At 62.5% G+C, this 15784-nt stretch carries 15 protein-coding genes and 1 tRNA gene; 11 read left to right on the forward strand and 5 right to left on the reverse strand.

Annotated features, from left to right (window positions below):
• Positions 1-81 precede the first annotated feature (81 nt).
• Genes USDA257_RS00570 through USDA257_RS00580 form a run of 3 tightly spaced genes read left to right on the forward strand, consistent with a single transcriptional unit; the run spans position 82 to position 2304 of the window.
• Complete coding sequence (locus USDA257_RS00570; protein ID WP_014760918.1) at positions 82-747, forward strand: CDP-alcohol phosphatidyltransferase family protein; 666 nt, start codon at positions 82-84, stop codon at positions 745-747.
• A complete protein-coding gene (locus USDA257_RS00575) occupies positions 744-1355 on the forward strand; it encodes a lysophospholipid acyltransferase family protein (RefSeq protein WP_041413715.1) in 612 nt (203 codons plus the stop codon). Before USDA257_RS00570 ends, USDA257_RS00575 begins: the two co-directional genes overlap by 4 nt.
• A gap of 7 nt (positions 1356-1362) precedes the next feature.
• Positions 1363-2304, forward strand: a complete 942-nt coding sequence (locus USDA257_RS00580; RefSeq protein WP_014760920.1) for a phosphatidate cytidylyltransferase — start codon at positions 1363-1365, stop codon at positions 2302-2304.
• A gap of 237 nt (positions 2305-2541) precedes the next feature.
• Here the strand turns inward: USDA257_RS00580 and USDA257_RS36885 are convergent, their stop codons facing one another.
• The 3 genes from USDA257_RS36885 to USDA257_RS00595 form a co-directional block, all read right to left on the reverse strand.
• Positions 2542-2745, reverse strand: a complete 204-nt coding sequence (locus USDA257_RS36885; RefSeq protein ID WP_086017988.1) for a hypothetical protein — start codon at positions 2743-2745, stop codon at positions 2542-2544.
• Positions 2746-3344: 599 nt separating this feature from the next.
• A tRNA-Thr gene (locus USDA257_RS00590) sits at positions 3345-3420 on the reverse strand.
• Positions 3421-3495: 75 nt separating this feature from the next.
• The gene (locus USDA257_RS00595) at positions 3496-4506 is read right to left on the reverse strand and encodes an NAD(P)H-dependent flavin oxidoreductase (RefSeq protein ID WP_041413718.1); all 1011 of its coding nucleotides are present in this window, start codon (positions 4504-4506) and stop codon (positions 3496-3498) included.
• A gap of 280 nt (positions 4507-4786) precedes the next feature.
• Between USDA257_RS00595 and USDA257_RS00600 the strand changes: the two genes are divergently transcribed.
• Positions 4787-5959, forward strand: a complete 1173-nt coding sequence (locus tag USDA257_RS00600; RefSeq protein ID WP_014760922.1) for a hypothetical protein — start codon at positions 4787-4789, stop codon at positions 5957-5959.
• A 59-nt stretch (positions 5960-6018) separates the two neighbouring features.
• Here the strand turns inward: USDA257_RS00600 and ppk2 are convergent, their stop codons facing one another.
• Positions 6019-6921 (reverse strand): polyphosphate kinase 2, encoded by a 903-nt coding sequence (ppk2, locus tag USDA257_RS00605; RefSeq protein WP_014760923.1) that lies wholly within the window; start codon positions 6919-6921, stop codon positions 6019-6021.
• A 258-nt stretch (positions 6922-7179) separates the two neighbouring features.
• Here ppk2 and phoR point away from each other — a divergent pair, with 258 nt between their 5' ends.
• The 7 genes from phoR (at position 7180) to phoB (ending at position 14893) form a co-directional block, all read left to right on the forward strand.
• Positions 7180-8439: a phosphate regulon sensor histidine kinase PhoR gene (gene phoR / locus USDA257_RS00610; protein ID WP_014760924.1), complete on the forward strand. Its 1260-nt coding sequence runs from the start codon at positions 7180-7182 to the stop codon at positions 8437-8439.
• Positions 8440-8631: 192 nt separating this feature from the next.
• On the forward strand, positions 8632-9666 hold the full coding sequence (locus USDA257_RS00615) for a substrate-binding domain-containing protein (protein ID WP_014760925.1): 1035 nt from the start codon (positions 8632-8634) through the stop codon (positions 9664-9666).
• A 96-nt stretch (positions 9667-9762) separates the two neighbouring features.
• On the forward strand, positions 9763-11247 hold the full coding sequence (gene pstC / locus USDA257_RS00620; RefSeq protein ID WP_014760926.1) for a phosphate ABC transporter permease subunit PstC: 1485 nt from the start codon (positions 9763-9765) through the stop codon (positions 11245-11247).
• A complete protein-coding gene (pstA, locus tag USDA257_RS00625) occupies positions 11244-12566 on the forward strand; it encodes a phosphate ABC transporter permease PstA (RefSeq protein WP_014760927.1) in 1323 nt (440 codons plus the stop codon). The genes pstC and pstA overlap by 4 nt, the downstream gene beginning before the upstream one ends.
• Positions 12567-12579: 13 nt before the next feature.
• The gene (gene pstB, locus USDA257_RS00630) at positions 12580-13395 is read left to right on the forward strand and encodes a phosphate ABC transporter ATP-binding protein PstB (protein ID WP_014760928.1); all 816 of its coding nucleotides are present in this window, start codon (positions 12580-12582) and stop codon (positions 13393-13395) included.
• A gap of 56 nt (positions 13396-13451) precedes the next feature.
• Positions 13452-14162: a phosphate signaling complex protein PhoU gene (gene phoU / locus USDA257_RS00635; protein WP_014760929.1), complete on the forward strand. Its 711-nt coding sequence runs from the start codon at positions 13452-13454 to the stop codon at positions 14160-14162.
• A 47-nt stretch (positions 14163-14209) separates the two neighbouring features.
• Positions 14210-14893 (forward strand): phosphate regulon transcriptional regulator PhoB, encoded by a 684-nt coding sequence (phoB, locus tag USDA257_RS00640; protein ID WP_012706736.1) that lies wholly within the window; start codon positions 14210-14212, stop codon positions 14891-14893.
• A 118-nt stretch (positions 14894-15011) separates the two neighbouring features.
• On the opposite strand, the gene USDA257_RS00645 is transcribed toward phoB, so the two are convergent.
• A complete protein-coding gene (locus tag USDA257_RS00645) occupies positions 15012-15530 on the reverse strand; it encodes a GcrA family cell cycle regulator (protein ID WP_041413721.1) in 519 nt (172 codons plus the stop codon).
• Positions 15531-15784: the final 254 nt, after the last annotated feature.

Raw genomic sequence — 15784 nt, forward strand, 5'->3', positions numbered from 1 at the left:
AGGCCGCCATATGGCCTTTGGCGCGAAGTTGTTTTATGACGGATTGCAATCATAAATTTGTAGGGGCTGGGGTCCACAAAGATGAATGTCGCTCCGGATGGCGGAGAGCCCGGCAGGCCGGGCGCGGATCGGCGTCCCATCGCGGCGCGCGACACCGGCTTCGCGCGTCGCTTGACGGCGCTGCTCCTCAAGACGCCGATCACGCCGAATGCAATTTCGGTGCTGAGCGTCGGCTTCGCCGCGATCGGCGCCGCTGCTCTCTTCTTTGCGACGCGCTGGCCCCCGCTTTATCTCGCAGCCGTCGCCGGCATCCAGTTGCGGCTTCTCTGCAATCTGCTTGATGGCATGGTGGCGGTCGAGGGCGGCCGCGGCTCGCCGGTCGGCGCGCTCTACAACGAGTTTCCCGATCGCGTCGCCGACACGCTTTTGATCGTGGCGCTCGGCTACGCCGCCGGCGCCGGCTGGCTCGGCTGGGCGGGCGCGCTTGCCGCGGCCCTGACCGCCTATGTGCGTGTCTTCGGCGGCTCGCTCGGCCAGGCCCAGGACTTTCGCGGTCCCATGGCCAAGCAGCACCGCATGGCGCTGATGAGCCTTGCTTCAGTCCTGGCGCTCGGCGAAGCCTGGCTGACGACGGAGCGCTTCGTGCTCTACGCCACTGGATGGACCATCCTCGCCGGGGCGCTCTTCACCTGCTGGACCCGCACGAGGGCAATCGTTTCCCGCATCCCGGGAGCCGCAAAGCCGTGATCGATCTCGTGCTGATTGGCCTCACACGGTTTCTCGTCGGCGGGCAGGCGCACTGGATCGGTGCGTCGCCGGATACGCGCCAGCGCATCTATTTCGCCAATCACGCCAGCCATCTCGACACGCTGCTGATCTGGTCGGCCTTGCCGCGGCTGCTGCGCGGCTCAACCCATCCGATCGCCGCCTCGGACTATTGGGGCAAGGGCAGGGTTCGCCGCCACATCGCGCTGAAAGTGCTGAATGCCGTGCTCGTCGACCGCGCCACGCAAGGTCCGCCCGGGGCGGCGCTCGCTCCGTTGCGCGGCGTGCTCGCCGAGGGCGAGTCGCTCGTGCTCTTTCCCGAGGGCACGCGCGGCACCGAGCGACTGCCGGGGCCGTTCAAGAGCGGTCTCTACTGGCTGTCGCAGGAATTCCCGGAGGTCGAGCTGATCCCGACCTATCTCGACAATCCCTCGCGCGCCTTCCCGAAGGGAACCTTCCTGCCGGTCCCGATCAGCTGCACGGTTCGCTTCGGCGCGCCGCTCTCGAGGCGGCAGGGGGAAGAGAAGGACGCATTTCTCGAACGCGCCCGCGCCGCCGTCGGCGCGCTGGCGTCGGATCCGGTTGCATGAGGCCGCCATGTCTTTGAGCGACAAGCTGTTCATTCTCTTCGGCGGCATCTCGGCGCTGCTCGGCGTCGCCTCGGTGATCGGCTTTGCGCTGTCGCGCAAGGTGACCTCCGAGAACGGCCGGGCGACGGTCGACAATCTCAACGCCCGCATAAAAGCTTGGTGGGTGATGGTCGCGATCTTCGCGGTCAGCTTCGGCCTCGGCCGGGGCGTAACCGTGGTGCTTTTCGCGCTCACCTCTTTCTATGCGCTGCGCGAGTTCACATCGCTGACGCCGACACGTGGCGCCGATCACCTGCCGCTGGTCGCCGCCTTCTACGTGCTGCTGCCGCTGCAATACTGGCTGATCTGGATCGACTGGTACGCGCTGTTCACCATCCTGATCCCCGTCTATGGCTTCCTCCTGCTGCCGAGCCTAGCGGCGCTGAAGGGCGATCCGGAACAGTTCCTGCTGCGCGTGTCGCGCATCCAATGGGGGCTGATGCTGACGGTCTATTGCATCAGCCACGCGCCGGCGCTGCTGACGCTCGATATCCCCGGCCGCCCGCGCGAAGGGTTCCTGCTGCTCTTCTTTCTGATCACCGTCGCGCAGTTCAGCGACGTGATGCAGTACGTCTCCGGCAAGCTGTTCGGCCGGACGAAGGTCGCACCCGTCGTCAGCCCGTCTAAGACCGTCGAAGGCCTTGTCGGCGGCGGCCTCTCCGCCGTCGCCGCCGGGGCCGGCCTCTGGTGGATAACCCCGTTCACGCCGCTCGAGGCCGCCGCCATGGCGCTGGCCATCGTCGCCATGGGCTTCCTCGGCGGCCTGGCGCTGTCGGCGGTCAAGCGCTCGATGGGCGTGAAGGACTGGGGCACGATGATCTCCGGCCATGGCGGCGTGCTCGACCGCATGGATTCGCTGAGTTTTGCCGCACCGGTGTTTTTTCACCTGACGCGGTATTTTTATACGTGAGGTTTGGTGGAATATGGTGCCGCTTACGTGACTCGAACACGTGACCCCATCATTACGAGTGATGTGCCAAAGCCGGGGCAGACGCGAACCGTCGCGACGTTGTGCTGAATCCTCGAGAAGTATGGCGAAGGACATCGCCGCCTTGTCATGTCGACCTTGGGAGAAACAGCGCATCCACATGCCCGCCCGCTTCATCTCGGCGTGTTCTCGTGTCGAGTACCGGAAAGAGCCTGAAGGCTACGCGCTCTCCTCCGTCTCGCTACCCTCGTCCAGATCATGTATGGGCAGTAAGCCGTATTCCTCCAGCCATTCGCGAATGATGAGGCGGATTATCGCCTCGTGCGTCATCTCAAGCAATTCGCAGGCGACGCCAAGCGCCGACTCGATGTCGCCGTCGGACATCTGTGTACCCACCTTCTCAGCGCGAACTGTTGTCGCCATGCCTGCCCCCAATTCATTACAACCTCACAGATTGAAGGGTCTCACAGCACACGTTACAGTCAAGGACTACAGCCCCCTCCAAAGGGGTAAAACAAGCGGCTAAATCACTGGAAAAATTGGGCTAAGACCTTTGTCGCGAGTCTCCTAAGACCAAGGTCTTAACGTCCCATGCCCCCAGTGAATTACTGACGCTCGGCGGAAACTTTGCGACGCCCCAACGCGTTATCCGTAATCGCTCCGCGCAGTGTGCCCCATGCGGAATCCCCAAGGAGCGAAGAGTCCCAGAGACGACTCGGCGCCCGTCCAATCAGCGGGCGCTTTGGATGAGGGGAGAACGAAAATGCGGCCCGGCTAAGGGCATCATCAGCTTTTCCCGCGGCTCTCGCGCCGGTCTCGAGCTACGCCGGTGAAGGCGTCTACGCGATTTTTGACGGATGGGGTGTCCCTGAACTTTTCCGCGTCACGCCCGAGATCCCCAATTTACGCACGAGCAAGTGATCAGCGGCTTCCTGCCACCGGATCTGTTACCCAAAACGTTACCCAGCCAAAGTTGAGGAGGGTTTAGAGGACGGGCTGTTTGGCTAAGTCTTTGAAAGTTATGGTGCCGCTTACGTGACTCGAACACGTGACCCCATCATTACGAATGATGTGCTCTACCGACTGAGCTAAAGCGGCATTAGCGGTTCCGCAGCGTGGCCGCGGAACGAATGTGAGGCGCTGATAAACGCAAAGCGCCGAGATTTCAAGCCATCAGTTTCGAGAACTTGAAAATTCCTTAGGCGCATCAAGGCCGCGCGGGAAGGCGAGCCCGAGGCGGGCTCGGGCGGCGTCATATTCGCGTTCCAGCCGATCGACCAACTGGCCGACCGTTCCAATCTCGCGAATGGCGCCGATGCCCTGGCCGCAGCCCCAGATGTCCTTCCAGGCCTTGGCCCCGTCCGTTGCCTGGTCGAAATCCATCTTCGACGGGTCGGCCTCCGGCAGGCTATCCGGGTCCATGCCGGCGGCGCGGATCGAGGCCTTGAGATAATTGCCGTGGATGCCGGTGAAATAGTTGGAATAGACGATATCGGCGGCGCTGCTGTCGACGATCATCTGCTTGTAGGCGTCGCTGGCGCGGGCCTCTTCGGTGGCGATGAAGGGGGAGCCGATATAGGCCATGTCGGCGCCCATCGCTTGCGCCGCGAGGATGGCGTCGCCGGTGGCGATCGCGCCCGAGAGAAGCAGCGCCCCGTCGAACCAGGTGCGGATTTCCTGGATGAGCGCGAAGGGCGAGAGCGTCCCGGCATGACCGCCGGCGCCGGCGGCAACGGCGATCAGCCCGTCGGCGCCCTTGCGGATCGCCGAGTTCGCATGGCGGTTGTTGATGACGTCGTGAAGCACGATGCCGCCATAGGAATGGATCGCGGCGTTGACCTCGGGGACCGCGCCAAGCGAGGATATGACGACCGGCACCTTGTATTTGACGCAGAGCATCAGGTCCTGTTCAAGACGGGTGTTCGACTTGTGAACGATCTGGTTGACGGCAAAGGGCGCCGCTGGCCGGTCGGGATGCTTGGCGTCGTGGTCGGCGAGCGTTTCGGTGATCTCGGCGAGCCATTCGTCGAGCTGTGCCTGCGGACGGGCGTTGAGTGCCGGGAAAGCGCCGATGACGCCCGCCTTGCATTGCGCAATCGTCAGCCGGGGATGCGAGACGATGAAAAGCGGAGCGCCAACGACCGGCAGTCTCGTCATTCCGGAAAGAATGGGCGGCAACGGCATCAGATTTCTCTCCATCCCAGGTTTTTGACGTTTGCGTAAACGTCAATGTAGATAGCAGCAACGGCCGCGCTTGCAAAGAGAGGTATTTCGCTGCGCAATTCGGCGGGTCAAGCGTCTTTTCCCCGCGGAAGACCCCGCGGCAGCTCCGGCGGACTTGCAGATTCCGAAAGCAGCGGTTACCCAATCGTTAATAAAACCAACGGCGTGCAGCGGGAAGAGGCGGGCCAATCATGCGTACGCCCGTGGGGGCGTAGGGCTTCGGTGTGCAGAAGGATGTGATGTGAGCGGACTCGAGACGGCGATCAGGAATGCACTGGAACGCTCGGAGCGGAGCAATGCGGAAGTCCGCGCGCGGATCTATCAGTCGGCCCGTCAGGCGCTGGAAAACGGTCTCAAGAAGCAGGAGATCGAAGATCCGGAGATCATCGCCAAGCAGCGCCACCGGCTGGAAGCGGTCATTCACGCGATCGAGACGGAGGAGCGCGCGGCCCTGAAGGCGCGGGTCGCTTCGCCGATCGTGAGCCTCGCGGACGTGAAAGGCAAAGGCGATGCGGCGGCCCGAGACTCTGCCGCCGCGACCGCCCCGGTGCAGCAGGAGCCGGGTTTCAGGGCGGAGGCGCGGCCGGTATCGACCGGCGACGGCGGCCTCGGCGTACTCGGCGCGCTGCGCCCGGAGCGCGACGGGCCCAGGCTTTCCTCGCCGCCGGTGGCCGGCGACGAAAAGTCCACCGACGCGGGAACGCCCGGTTCGAGCGCGCCGGATCTGGGTGTCACCGAAAAGCGTCCGCGCAAGCGCCGACGCGGTCGTCTTCTCTCCTTGGTCATGGTCGTCGCAACCCTCGCCGCGGCCGTCGGCGCGGGCGCGTGGTGGGTTCAGACCAATGATCTGTTGAAATCGCCCGCCGAGCGCGACACCAACATCGCCAATCCGCCCGCGGTCGTGGAGACGGAGGACTTCCCCGCCGCGGCCGGGTTGCCGACGCTGGGCGCGCAGGAGGGCTTCTCCGGCGATTGGATCGAGGTCTTTACCTCGGCGGATGCGGCGGCCATCAAGCCGGGCGCCCGCGCCAGCGCCGAGCCGTTCGACGACGATGGCGGCGAACGCATTCGGCTGACATCGGCGGCTGCCGCGAAGGAGGGCGAGGTGGCGATCGACATTCCCGCCGATGTCCTCGCAGAGCTTTCGGGCAAGTCCTCGACGCTGGCATTAAGCGTCCAGGCGCTTCCGGGCAAGACGACGGAGTTCTCGGTCGAATGCGATTTCGCAGCGCTCGGCGCCTGCGGTCGTCATCGCTTCACTGCGCATGACGAGCGCGTCGACATGCTGTTCAAGATCAGTTTCGACGGCGATGTCGCGCCGGACGGTTCCGGAAAGTTGCTGATCAACAGCGATGTCAGCGGCGCCGGCAACAGCCTGGATCTCTTCGCGATCCGCGTGCTGCCGGGACAATGATCCGGTGTCGCGCGGCGCTCGGGTGCCGTGCGACGCTGCAATTCGCCTGAGGAAGCCGGTCACCTGAGGAAGCCGGGTCCGGAGCCGATGATCTTGTCGTCCACCTTGCCGATCGCCGCCTTGTCCTTGCCGTCGTAATCAAGCTTCGTCAGCATGTGGCGGATCAGGTTGATTCTGGCGCGGCGCTTGTCATTGCCGCGGATGACGGTCCACGGCGCATGGTCCGTATGCGTTTCCTTCAGCATCCGGTCGCGCTTCTCGGTGTAGTCGTCCCATTTCCCGAGCGCCGCAATGTCCATCGGCGATAGCTTCCAGATCTTCAACGGATCATGCCGGCGGTCGTGAAACCGCTTCAACTGCATTTCCCGGCCGATATTGAGCCAGAATTTGAAAAGCTGGATGCCCTCGTTGACGATCATCTTCTCGAAACGCGGCGTCTCCTTGAGAAAATGCTCGTATTGCTCCGGCGTGCAGAAGCCCATCACCGGCTCCACGCCGGCACGGTTGTACCAGGACCGATCGAAGAGAACGAATTCGCCGGCCGTCGGCAAAGTCGAGACATAACGCTGGAAATACCACTGCCCGCGCTCGGTCTCGGTGGGTTTGGTGAGCGCCACGACGCGCGCGGAACGGGGATTCATATAGGCCGTCGTCGCATGGATGGCGCCGCCCTTGCCGGCCGCATCGCGCCCCTCGAACACGGCCATGACGCGCTTGCCGGTCGCCTGCATCCAGAACTGCACCTTGACGAGCTCGATCTGTAATTTCGTCAGCGTTTCCTCGTATTCCTCCTCGCCGAGCTTCTTCTCATAAGGATAGTCGTCGGAGGAAAAGGCTTCGTCGTCGATCCACTTCTGCAGTTCCGGATTGTCGATATCGAACACCCGGGTCTTGCCGCCGATCGCAAGCTCGACCGCCCGGCTTCCCGGCGCGCCCGCTGTCGGTGCCTGTTCGAGAGCCATATGCCTTCCTCCCGCTGACGTGGATTTCGCTACAACGCCGTGCGTCTTTTCAGACCCACGAGGGTCGCCGTAGCACTTTGGATGCAGTGGAGGAGGCCATAATTACATTGCAGATTCAAGCATGTCGTGAAAATCATGTCATGAAGCGCCGCTATCCCCTCGTGGCCGGAGCGGGTGGGCCGGAATGCTGATTCGATTTCCGGCCGGGACCTCTCCACCTTCGGGCGTGAAGTTCCTTATGGTTCGGGAGGCGGCAAATTGGACAACGAGGGCATCGTCTTGGATAGCGCGAAGGTGTTCTGGCAGGGCCTCAAGCCGAAGCTGAAGGCAGAGCGCGGGATTCTCGGCCTTTCCATCGTGCTTGCCGTCCTCGCCGCCCTTGCCGGTATCCATGTCCTGGCCGTGCTTCCCTTCTGGATTGTCCTGGTGGCGGCCCTTCTCAAACGACGTGCGCCATCGGTAGAGCCGGTGCCAGAGGCAGTGCCGAGGGTAACGGAGAAGCGGCCGGACCCGCTGATCCCCGTGCTGAACGCGCTCGATATGCCGGTGCTCGTCATCGCCGCGGACGAAACCGTCCTTTTCCAGAATGCCGCCGCCGAGAAGGCGTTCGGCACAATTCCCCCGGAAAGCTACCTTTCTGCGCGCGTCCGCTCCCCCGGTATACTCGACATGGTGCGCGAGACCATCGCGACGGGCAAGATCAATCAGATCGAGCATTCGGAACGGTTGCCTTCGGACGCGGTCTATGTGGTCCGAGTGGCTCCGGCGGATGTCGGCGGCGAGGTTCCCAGCGGCCGCGTTTTCCTGCTGACCTATCGCGACATCTCGCAGACCCGCCGCATTGACCGGATGCGATCCGACTTTGTCGCCAATGCCAGCCACGAGCTGCGCACGCCGCTCGCTTCGCTGCGCGGCTTCATCGAGACGCTGGAAGGGCCGGCGAAGAACGACACGAAGGCGCAGCAGAAATTCTTCGGCATCATGCATGAGCAGGTGACCCGCATGAGCCGCCTTGTCGATGATCTCCTATCTCTGTCGCGGCTGGAATTGAAGTCGCACATCGCCCCGGAAGACACCGTCGATCTGGTGCCGCTGCTCGGGCATGTGCGCGACAGCCTTGCGCCGCTGGCAAGCGATCTCGACGTCACTATCTCGCTCGACGTGCCAGAGGAGCCGGTCTTCGTCCAGGGCGATCGCGACGAGCTGATCGAGGTCTTCGAGAACCTCATCGAGAACGCCTGCAAATATGGCCAGGAAGGCAAGAAGGTCGACGTGCGGCTGACGGGCTATGGGGGCCAAGCGGAGATAGCGGTCATCGATTACGGTCCTGGCATCCCCGCCGAGCATGTGCCGCGGATCACCGAGCGTTTCTACCGGGTCAATGTGGAGGCGAGCCGGTCGAAAAAGGGGACTGGGCTCGGGCTTGCCATCGTCAAGCATATACTGACCCGCCACCGTGCCCGCCTGGTCATTCAATCGGAGGTCGGCAAGGGCACCGTCTTCACGGTCCGCTTCTGACACAAAAGTGGTGCTACGCTGCGGCGGACCTGAATCTCGTTGCATCTTCAATGACATAGACTGTCATAAATGTTTCATCGAATTGACATAAAACCTGTAGCCATCGGCGGCTAACTAGGGCGGCCGATCAGACGGCGAAGAGAGCGCTGGATCCTTAGCGCACCAACACGAGCCCATTCCGGGAGAACATCAATGAAAGTCCTTAAACTCACTGTAGCGGCGCTGGTTGCATCCGCCGCTTTCGCGGGCGCCGCAGCAGCTCGCGACCAGATCCAGGTCGCTGGCTCCTCGACCGTTCTTCCCTACGCAAAGATCGTCGCCGAGACCTTCGGCGAGACGTTCCCGGACTTCAAGACCCCGGTCGTCGAGTCCGGCGGCTCTTCCGCCGGTCTGAAGGAATTCTGCAAGGGCGTCGGCGAAGACACGATCGACATTGCCAACTCCTCGCGCAAGATCAAGGACAGCGAAGTCGAGGCCTGCAAGGCAGCCGGCGTCACCGAGATCCAGGAAGTCAAGATCGGTTATGACGGTATCGTTTTCGCGACGGATGCCGGCAATGCCGACCTCGCCCTGAAGCCGGAACACCTCTACAAGGCTCTGGCCGCTGAAGTCGTCGTCGACGGCAAGCTCGTTGCCAACCCCTACAAGAAGTGGTCGGAAGTCGACGCTTCGCTTCCGGACGCCGAAATCGCCGCCTTCATTCCTGGCCAAAAGCACGGCACGCGCGAAGTCTTCGAGGAGAAGATCCTTGCTGAGGGCTGCAAGGAAGCCGGCGCCAAGGATGTCATCAAGGCTGCGGTCAGCGATGCGAAGGAACAGCTCAGCAAGTGCGTTGCTGTCCGCAAGGACGGCATGGCTGTCGACATCGACGGCGACTACACCGAAACGCTCGCCCGTATTGCCTCCAACAAGAGCGGTATCGGCGTGTTCGGTCTTTCGTTCTACGAAAACAATGCCGACAAGCTGAAGGTCGCGACCGTCAACGGCGTCGTTCCCTCGACCGAAACGATCGCCTCGGGCGAATATCCGGTTTCCCGCCCGCTGTTCTTCTACGTCAAGAAGGCGCATATGGGCGTTGTTCCGGGCCTCAAGGAATACGTCGAGTTCTTCATCGACGATCAGATGATCGGCCCAGACAGCCCGCTCGCCGAATACGGCCTGGTTGCTGCTCCGGATGCCGAGCGTGAAGAAATCCGCAAGGCTTTCGAAGCCGGCAACATGCTCTAATCAAGACACGCCCCGGCGCGACCTTGCGTTGCGCCGGGGCACGCATTCATCCGATTTGCCGGTGGCCAGGGCGGTCTTTGCCGCGGAGACGTGCCGATGAGTACTTCGCTCCTTCTTTTGATCATAGCTTTGATTGGTTTCCTTGCTTATTTTGCCGGCCGTGCGCGCTCGCTCGCGCAGTCCGGCGGTAAATTCTCGGACCTGCATTCCCTGCCCGGCTACCATGGCAGCTATGTCGCCATATGGGCGATGTTGCCGGCGGCACTTGTGCTTGCCGCGTGGCTGATCGCTTCACCGCTTTACATCGATTCCAGTGTCCGCTCGTCTCTTCCCGAGACGGTAAAGAGCCAGGGCGCGGCAACGGTTCAACTCGCGCTCGGGCAGGTGAAATCGGTGGCCGGCGGTCTCCTCCGCCTGGACGCCCCCGAAGTCGCCGCGCTTGAAAATGGCTCGGCCAACCTGCGCGAAACGCTTGCCGCCAAGGGCGTAGCGCTGGCAGGCGAAGGCGAGCCGTACATGATCGAGGCTGCGCAGCAATTCAACGCCATGCGGAGCTACAGTCGCTGGCTGATGAGCGCGGTCGTGCTGCTCGTTGCCGTTGCTGGCGGTGTGTACGCCATCCGCAACATCACCACCCGCTTCCGCGCCCGCAATCAGGTGGAGCGCGTGATGCTCGCTTCGCTGATCGTTGCCTCGTCGATCGCCATTCTCACCACCATTGGTATCGTCGCTTCGATGTTGTCGGAGGCGGGCCGCTTCTTCAGCATGGTGTCGCCCTTCGAGTTCTTCTTCGGCACGGTATGGGACCCTCGTTTCGCGGCAGCCGGCAGCGGCGGCGCTTCGGGCCAGTTCGGCCTCCTGCCGCTTCTCGGAGGCACGCTCTATATCGCCTTCGTCGCCATGCTGTTTGCAGTACCCATTGGTCTTTTCGCGGCGATATACATGGCCGAGTACGCAAGCCCGCGGCTGCGTTCGACGGCGAAGCCGCTCCTCGAAGTGCTCGCCGGCATCCCGACGATCGTCTACGGCTTCTTTGCGCTCGTCACGGTCGGACCGTTCCTGCGCGATATCTCGACGCAACTGAACGGCCTCCTGACCGGCAACTACCAGAACTTCATCCAGGCGCAGAGCGTACTGACGGCCGGCATCGTCATGGGCATCATGCTGATACCTTTCGTCTCGTCGCTCTCCGACGATATCATCACGCAGGTTCCGCGCGCATTGCGGGACGGCTCGCTCGGTCTTGGAGCGACGCGTTCGGAGACGGTGAAGAAGGTCATCCTGCCCGCCGCCCTGCCTGGCATTGTCGGTGCGCTGCTGCTGACGGCATCCCGCGCGGTTGGAGAGACGATGATCGTCGTGCTTGCAGCGGGCGTGGCGGCGCGCATGCAACTCACGCCTTTCGAGCCGATGACGACGGTAACGGTGAAGATCGTTCACCAGCTGACGGGTGACCTGGAGTTCACGTCGCCCCAGACCTTGGTCGCCTTCGCGCTCGGCATCACGCTCTTCGTAATCACGCTCTGCCTCAACATCTACGCGCTCTATATCGTGCGCAAATACCGGGAACAGTACGAATGACCGACCTTGCTTCCCCGACGGTAAGGGTCTCCACCCGTCCTGCCGAAACCCGCCGCGACATCGGTATCAAGCGCCGCTATGCTGCCGAGCGCCGTTTCCGGGCCTATGGCATCAGCGCCATCGTCCTCGGTCTGTTCTTCCTCGCGCTCCTCGTCTCGACGGTCGTCTCGAATGGCTACACGGCATTCCTGCAGACGACGATCACGCTGCCGATCGAGTTTTCCGAAAAGGTCATCGATCCTAAGAACGAGCGCTCGACCGACGCCAAGCAGTTGATGACGGCCAACTATCCGTTGCTCGTCCGCGATGCGCTCGTCAAGCAACTCGGGCTCGACGCGAAAAAGCGGCCTCTGGTCAAGCAGGCGACCGACATGATCTCCGCCAGCGCCCGCACGCAATTGCGCAACATGGTCGTCGCCGATCCGTCGATCATCGGCAAGACGGTGCCGGTGACGCTGCTTGCCGAGGCGAACATCGATTCCGCTTTCAAGGGCCAGATCGATCTCTCGGTCGCTGAGACCAACCGCAAGGTCAAGGACCAGCAGGTTGCCTGGATGAACGAGCTCGCCGATGCGGGCGTACTCAAGAAGAGCTTCAACACGGGTATCTTTGCCTTCGGCGCATCGAGCCGTCCTGAAGCGGCGGGCGTTGGCGTCGCCCTGATCGGCTCCCTCTACATGATGCTGATCGTCCTGGTCCTGTCGCTGCCGATCGGCGTCGCCGCCTCGATCTATCTCGAGGAATTCGCGCCGAAGAACCGGCTCACCGACCTGATCGAGGTCAATATCAACAATCTCGCCGCGGTGCCCTCGATCGTCTACGGCCTTCTCGGACTCGCCGTCTTCATAAACTTTGCCGGCATGCCGCGATCGGCCGCGCTCGTCGGCGGTTTCGTCCTGACCTTGATGACGCTGCCGACGATCATCATCGCCACACGCGCCGCCCTGAAGGCCGTGCCGCCGTCAATCCGTTCCGCTGCGCTCGGTCTCGGCGCATCGAAGATGCAGACGATTTTCCACCACGTGCTGCCGCTTGCCATGCCCGGCATCCTGACCGGAACGATCATCGGCCTTGCGCACGCCCTCGGCGAAACCGCGCCGCTGCTCTTGATCGGCATGGTCGCCTTCGTGGTCGATTTTCCGGGATCGCCGCTGGAGCCGTCCACGGCGCTGCCGGTGCAAATCTACATGTGGGCGAACGAGGCGGAGCGCGCCTTTGTCGAGCGCACATCCGGGGCGATCATCATTCTTCTGATCTTCCTCGTCTTCATGAACCTGGGCGCAATTCTCTTGCGGCGCCGCTTTGAGCGCCGCTGGTAGTGGGGTAAGGACTATGAACATCATGTCGGAAGCTGCAGTCGAAAAAGCTCTGGATCAGAAAATGAATACAGTGCCCTACAAGATGATCGGCAAGGATGTGTCGGTCTATTACGGCGAGAAGCGCGCGCTCTTCGACGTCAACCTGAATATTCGCGAAAACACCGTGACGGCGCTGATCGGCCCGTCCGGCTGCGGCAAGTCGACCTTCTTGCGCACGTTGAACCGCATGAACGATACGATCGAGAACTGCCGTGTCACCGGCCGGATCACTCTCGACGAGGACGACATCTACGATCCGTCTATCGACGTGGTGGAACTGCGCGCCCGCGTCGGCATGGTCTTCCAGAAGCCTAATCCGTTCCCGAAGTCGATCTATGAGAACGTTTCCTACGGTCCGCGCATCCATGGTCTGGCCCGCTCGAAGGCCGATTTCGACGAGGTCGTCGAAACCAGTCTGCAGAAGGCGGGTCTGTGGAATGAGGTGAAGGATCGCCTGCAGGAGCCGGGAACCGGTCTTTCCGGCGGCCAGCAACAGCGCCTCTGCATCGCCCGTGCCGTTGCCGTCAGCCCGGAAGTGATCCTCATGGACGAGCCCTGCTCGGCCCTTGACCCGATCGCCACCGCCAAGGTGGAAGAACTCATTCATGAGCTGCGCGCGAATTTCACCATCGTCATCGTGACCCATTCGATGCAGCAGGCGGCCCGCGTCTCGCAGCGCACCGCGATGTTCCATCTCGGCAATCTCGTCGAGGAGAACGATACCGACAAGATGTTCACCAATCCGGATGACCAGCGCACCCAGGACTACATCATGGGCCGCTTCGGCTGATGCCGAAAGCCGTGCCCCAACGCCAACCCTGACCGCGCCTGCAAGGATCGACGATCATGTCCACCCATATCACCTCCATCTATGATGAAGAGCTGAAATATCTCACGCGCCGGATTTCCGAGATGGGAGGGCTCGCCGAACAGATGGTGGCGGACTCCGTCCGAGCTCTGGTGAACTCCGACCTGGCGCTTGCCCAGAAAGTCATCTCGGATGACACCATCCTTGACGACGCCGAGCGCCAGATCGGTGAAAAGGCGATCGTTACCATCGCCAAGCGTCAGCCCATGGCCGCGGATCTCCGCGAGATCATGGGATCGATCCGGATCGCGGCCGATCTGGAGCGCGTCGGCGACCTTGGCAAGAACACCGCCAAGCGTGTCATCGCCGTTGCCGGCTCCGGCATCCCGCGCAAGCTGGCGCGCGGCCTCGAGCATCTTGCCGAACTCGCCCTGGTGCAGCTCAAGGAAGTCCTCGACGTCTACGCCTCACGCTCGCCGGAAAAGGCAAACAGCATCCGCGAACGCGACGAGGAGATCGATGCGATCTACACGTCGCTGTTCCGCGAGCTTCTGACCTATATGATGGAAGATCCGCGCAACATCACGCCCTGCACGCATCTTCTTTTCTGCGCCAAGAACATCGAGCGCATCGGCGACCACGCGACCAACATCGCCGAGACGATCTACTACATGGCGACGGGCGCCCAGCCGGTAGGCGAAAGGCCGAAGGACGACACGACATCGTCGCTGGGTTCCGTCACCGACTGAGCCAGGCGGTCCCGAATCTATGAATCCAGGCAAGGAGTCGTAGCTGAATGTTGCCGAAGATAGCAGTTGTCGAGGACGAGGAAGCTCTAAGCGTTCTCCTGCGCTACAATCTCGAGGCCGAGGGCTTCGAGGTCGATACGATCCTTCGCGGCGACGAGGCGGAAATTCGCCTGCAGGAACGCCTGCCCGACCTTCTGATCCTTGACTGGATGCTTCCCGGCGTCTCCGGCATCGAGCTTTGCCGCCGTCTCCGGCAACGGCCGGAGACGGAACGCCTGCCGATCATCATGCTGACGGCGCGCGGCGAGGAAAGCGAGCGGGTGCGCGGGCTGGCGACCGGTGCCGACGATTACGTCGTCAAGCCGTTCTCGACGCCGGAACTGATGGCCCGGGTGAAGGCGATGCTCAGGCGGGCGAAGCCGGAGGTACTCTCGACGGTGCTTCGCTGCGGCGATATCGAGCTCGACCGCGAGACCCATCGCGTGCACCGCCGCAGCCGCGAAGTGCGGCTCGGTCCGACGGAGTTCCGACTCCTCGAATTCCTGATGTCCTCGCCGGGCCGCGTCTTCTCCCGTTCACAGCTACTCGACGGCGTCTGGGGGCACGACATCTATGTCGACGAACGGACCGTAGACGTCCATGTCGGCCGATTGCGCAAGGCCTTGAATTTCTCCAACATGCCCGACGTGATCAGGACCGTGCGCGGCGCCGGCTATTCGCTGGAAAGCTGAGGCTTACGCTGTCGTCCCAGTGCACGTCGTCCCAGTGCACACTGCCGATTTCCCGAAGAGAGAAGGGGTCCTAAGGACCCCTTCGTGCTTTCTTCAGCTCTAAACCAATCGCCAACCGTCAGCGCATGCGGCGCCGCTCGGCCGAGGGCTGATAGGCGAGACGCGCGTGGTAGCTGCAATAGGGCGAGGCTTCCGGCGAGTCGTTGCCGCAGAAGTGAAACTCTTCCTTGAGCGGGTCGCCGATCGGCCATTTGCAGGTCCGCTCGGTGAGTTGGGTAAGCTCCAGCCGGCGCGACATCGGCACGATGATGTTCGTGTCAATGGAGAGCTCCTGCTCTGCCACCAGGTCGACGGCGACCTCTTCCTTGAGTACGGTCGCGCCGGCAGTGCGGGTGACGGTCCGGGTCACGGCGCGCGCAGCGTAGTTCGGGGCGCGCGGCGCCGAAGTCGTCCGCTTGGGGCGAGCCGTCGCGGTCGTTCCGCCGGCCTTGGCGCGGCCCGGCAGGCTCAACCGGTGAACCTTGCCGATGACCGCGTTACGACTGACGCCTCCCAGCTGCGCTGCGATCTGGCTCGCGCTCAGGCCTTCCGACCAAAGCTTCTTCAGCTTTTCCACTCGCTCGTCAGTCCAGTTCATCTCTGCACTCCCCGTTCTCGGCGTTGGGATGGCAGAATCCATCACCCTTCTCCGGAAAAGCCCCGGAGTTGCAACGCGATAACTATTTTGGTGACTAGGTCCGCCGCATGCGTCTAGTAATTGAATATTAACCTACCGGCAGGGTGACTCCGTGGCAAGAGTCGCCGGAATCGCGCCGAATCGATTTTGCGGTTTTCCCCAACTTGCTGTCGGATAGTTGCATTTTTGCAAGCCCTGCTGGGCGATTTTTTCGC

Origin of the sequence: Sinorhizobium fredii USDA 257, assembly GCF_000265205.3 — a bacterium.
Lineage (GTDB): Bacteria > Pseudomonadota > Alphaproteobacteria > Rhizobiales > Rhizobiaceae > Sinorhizobium > Sinorhizobium fredii_B.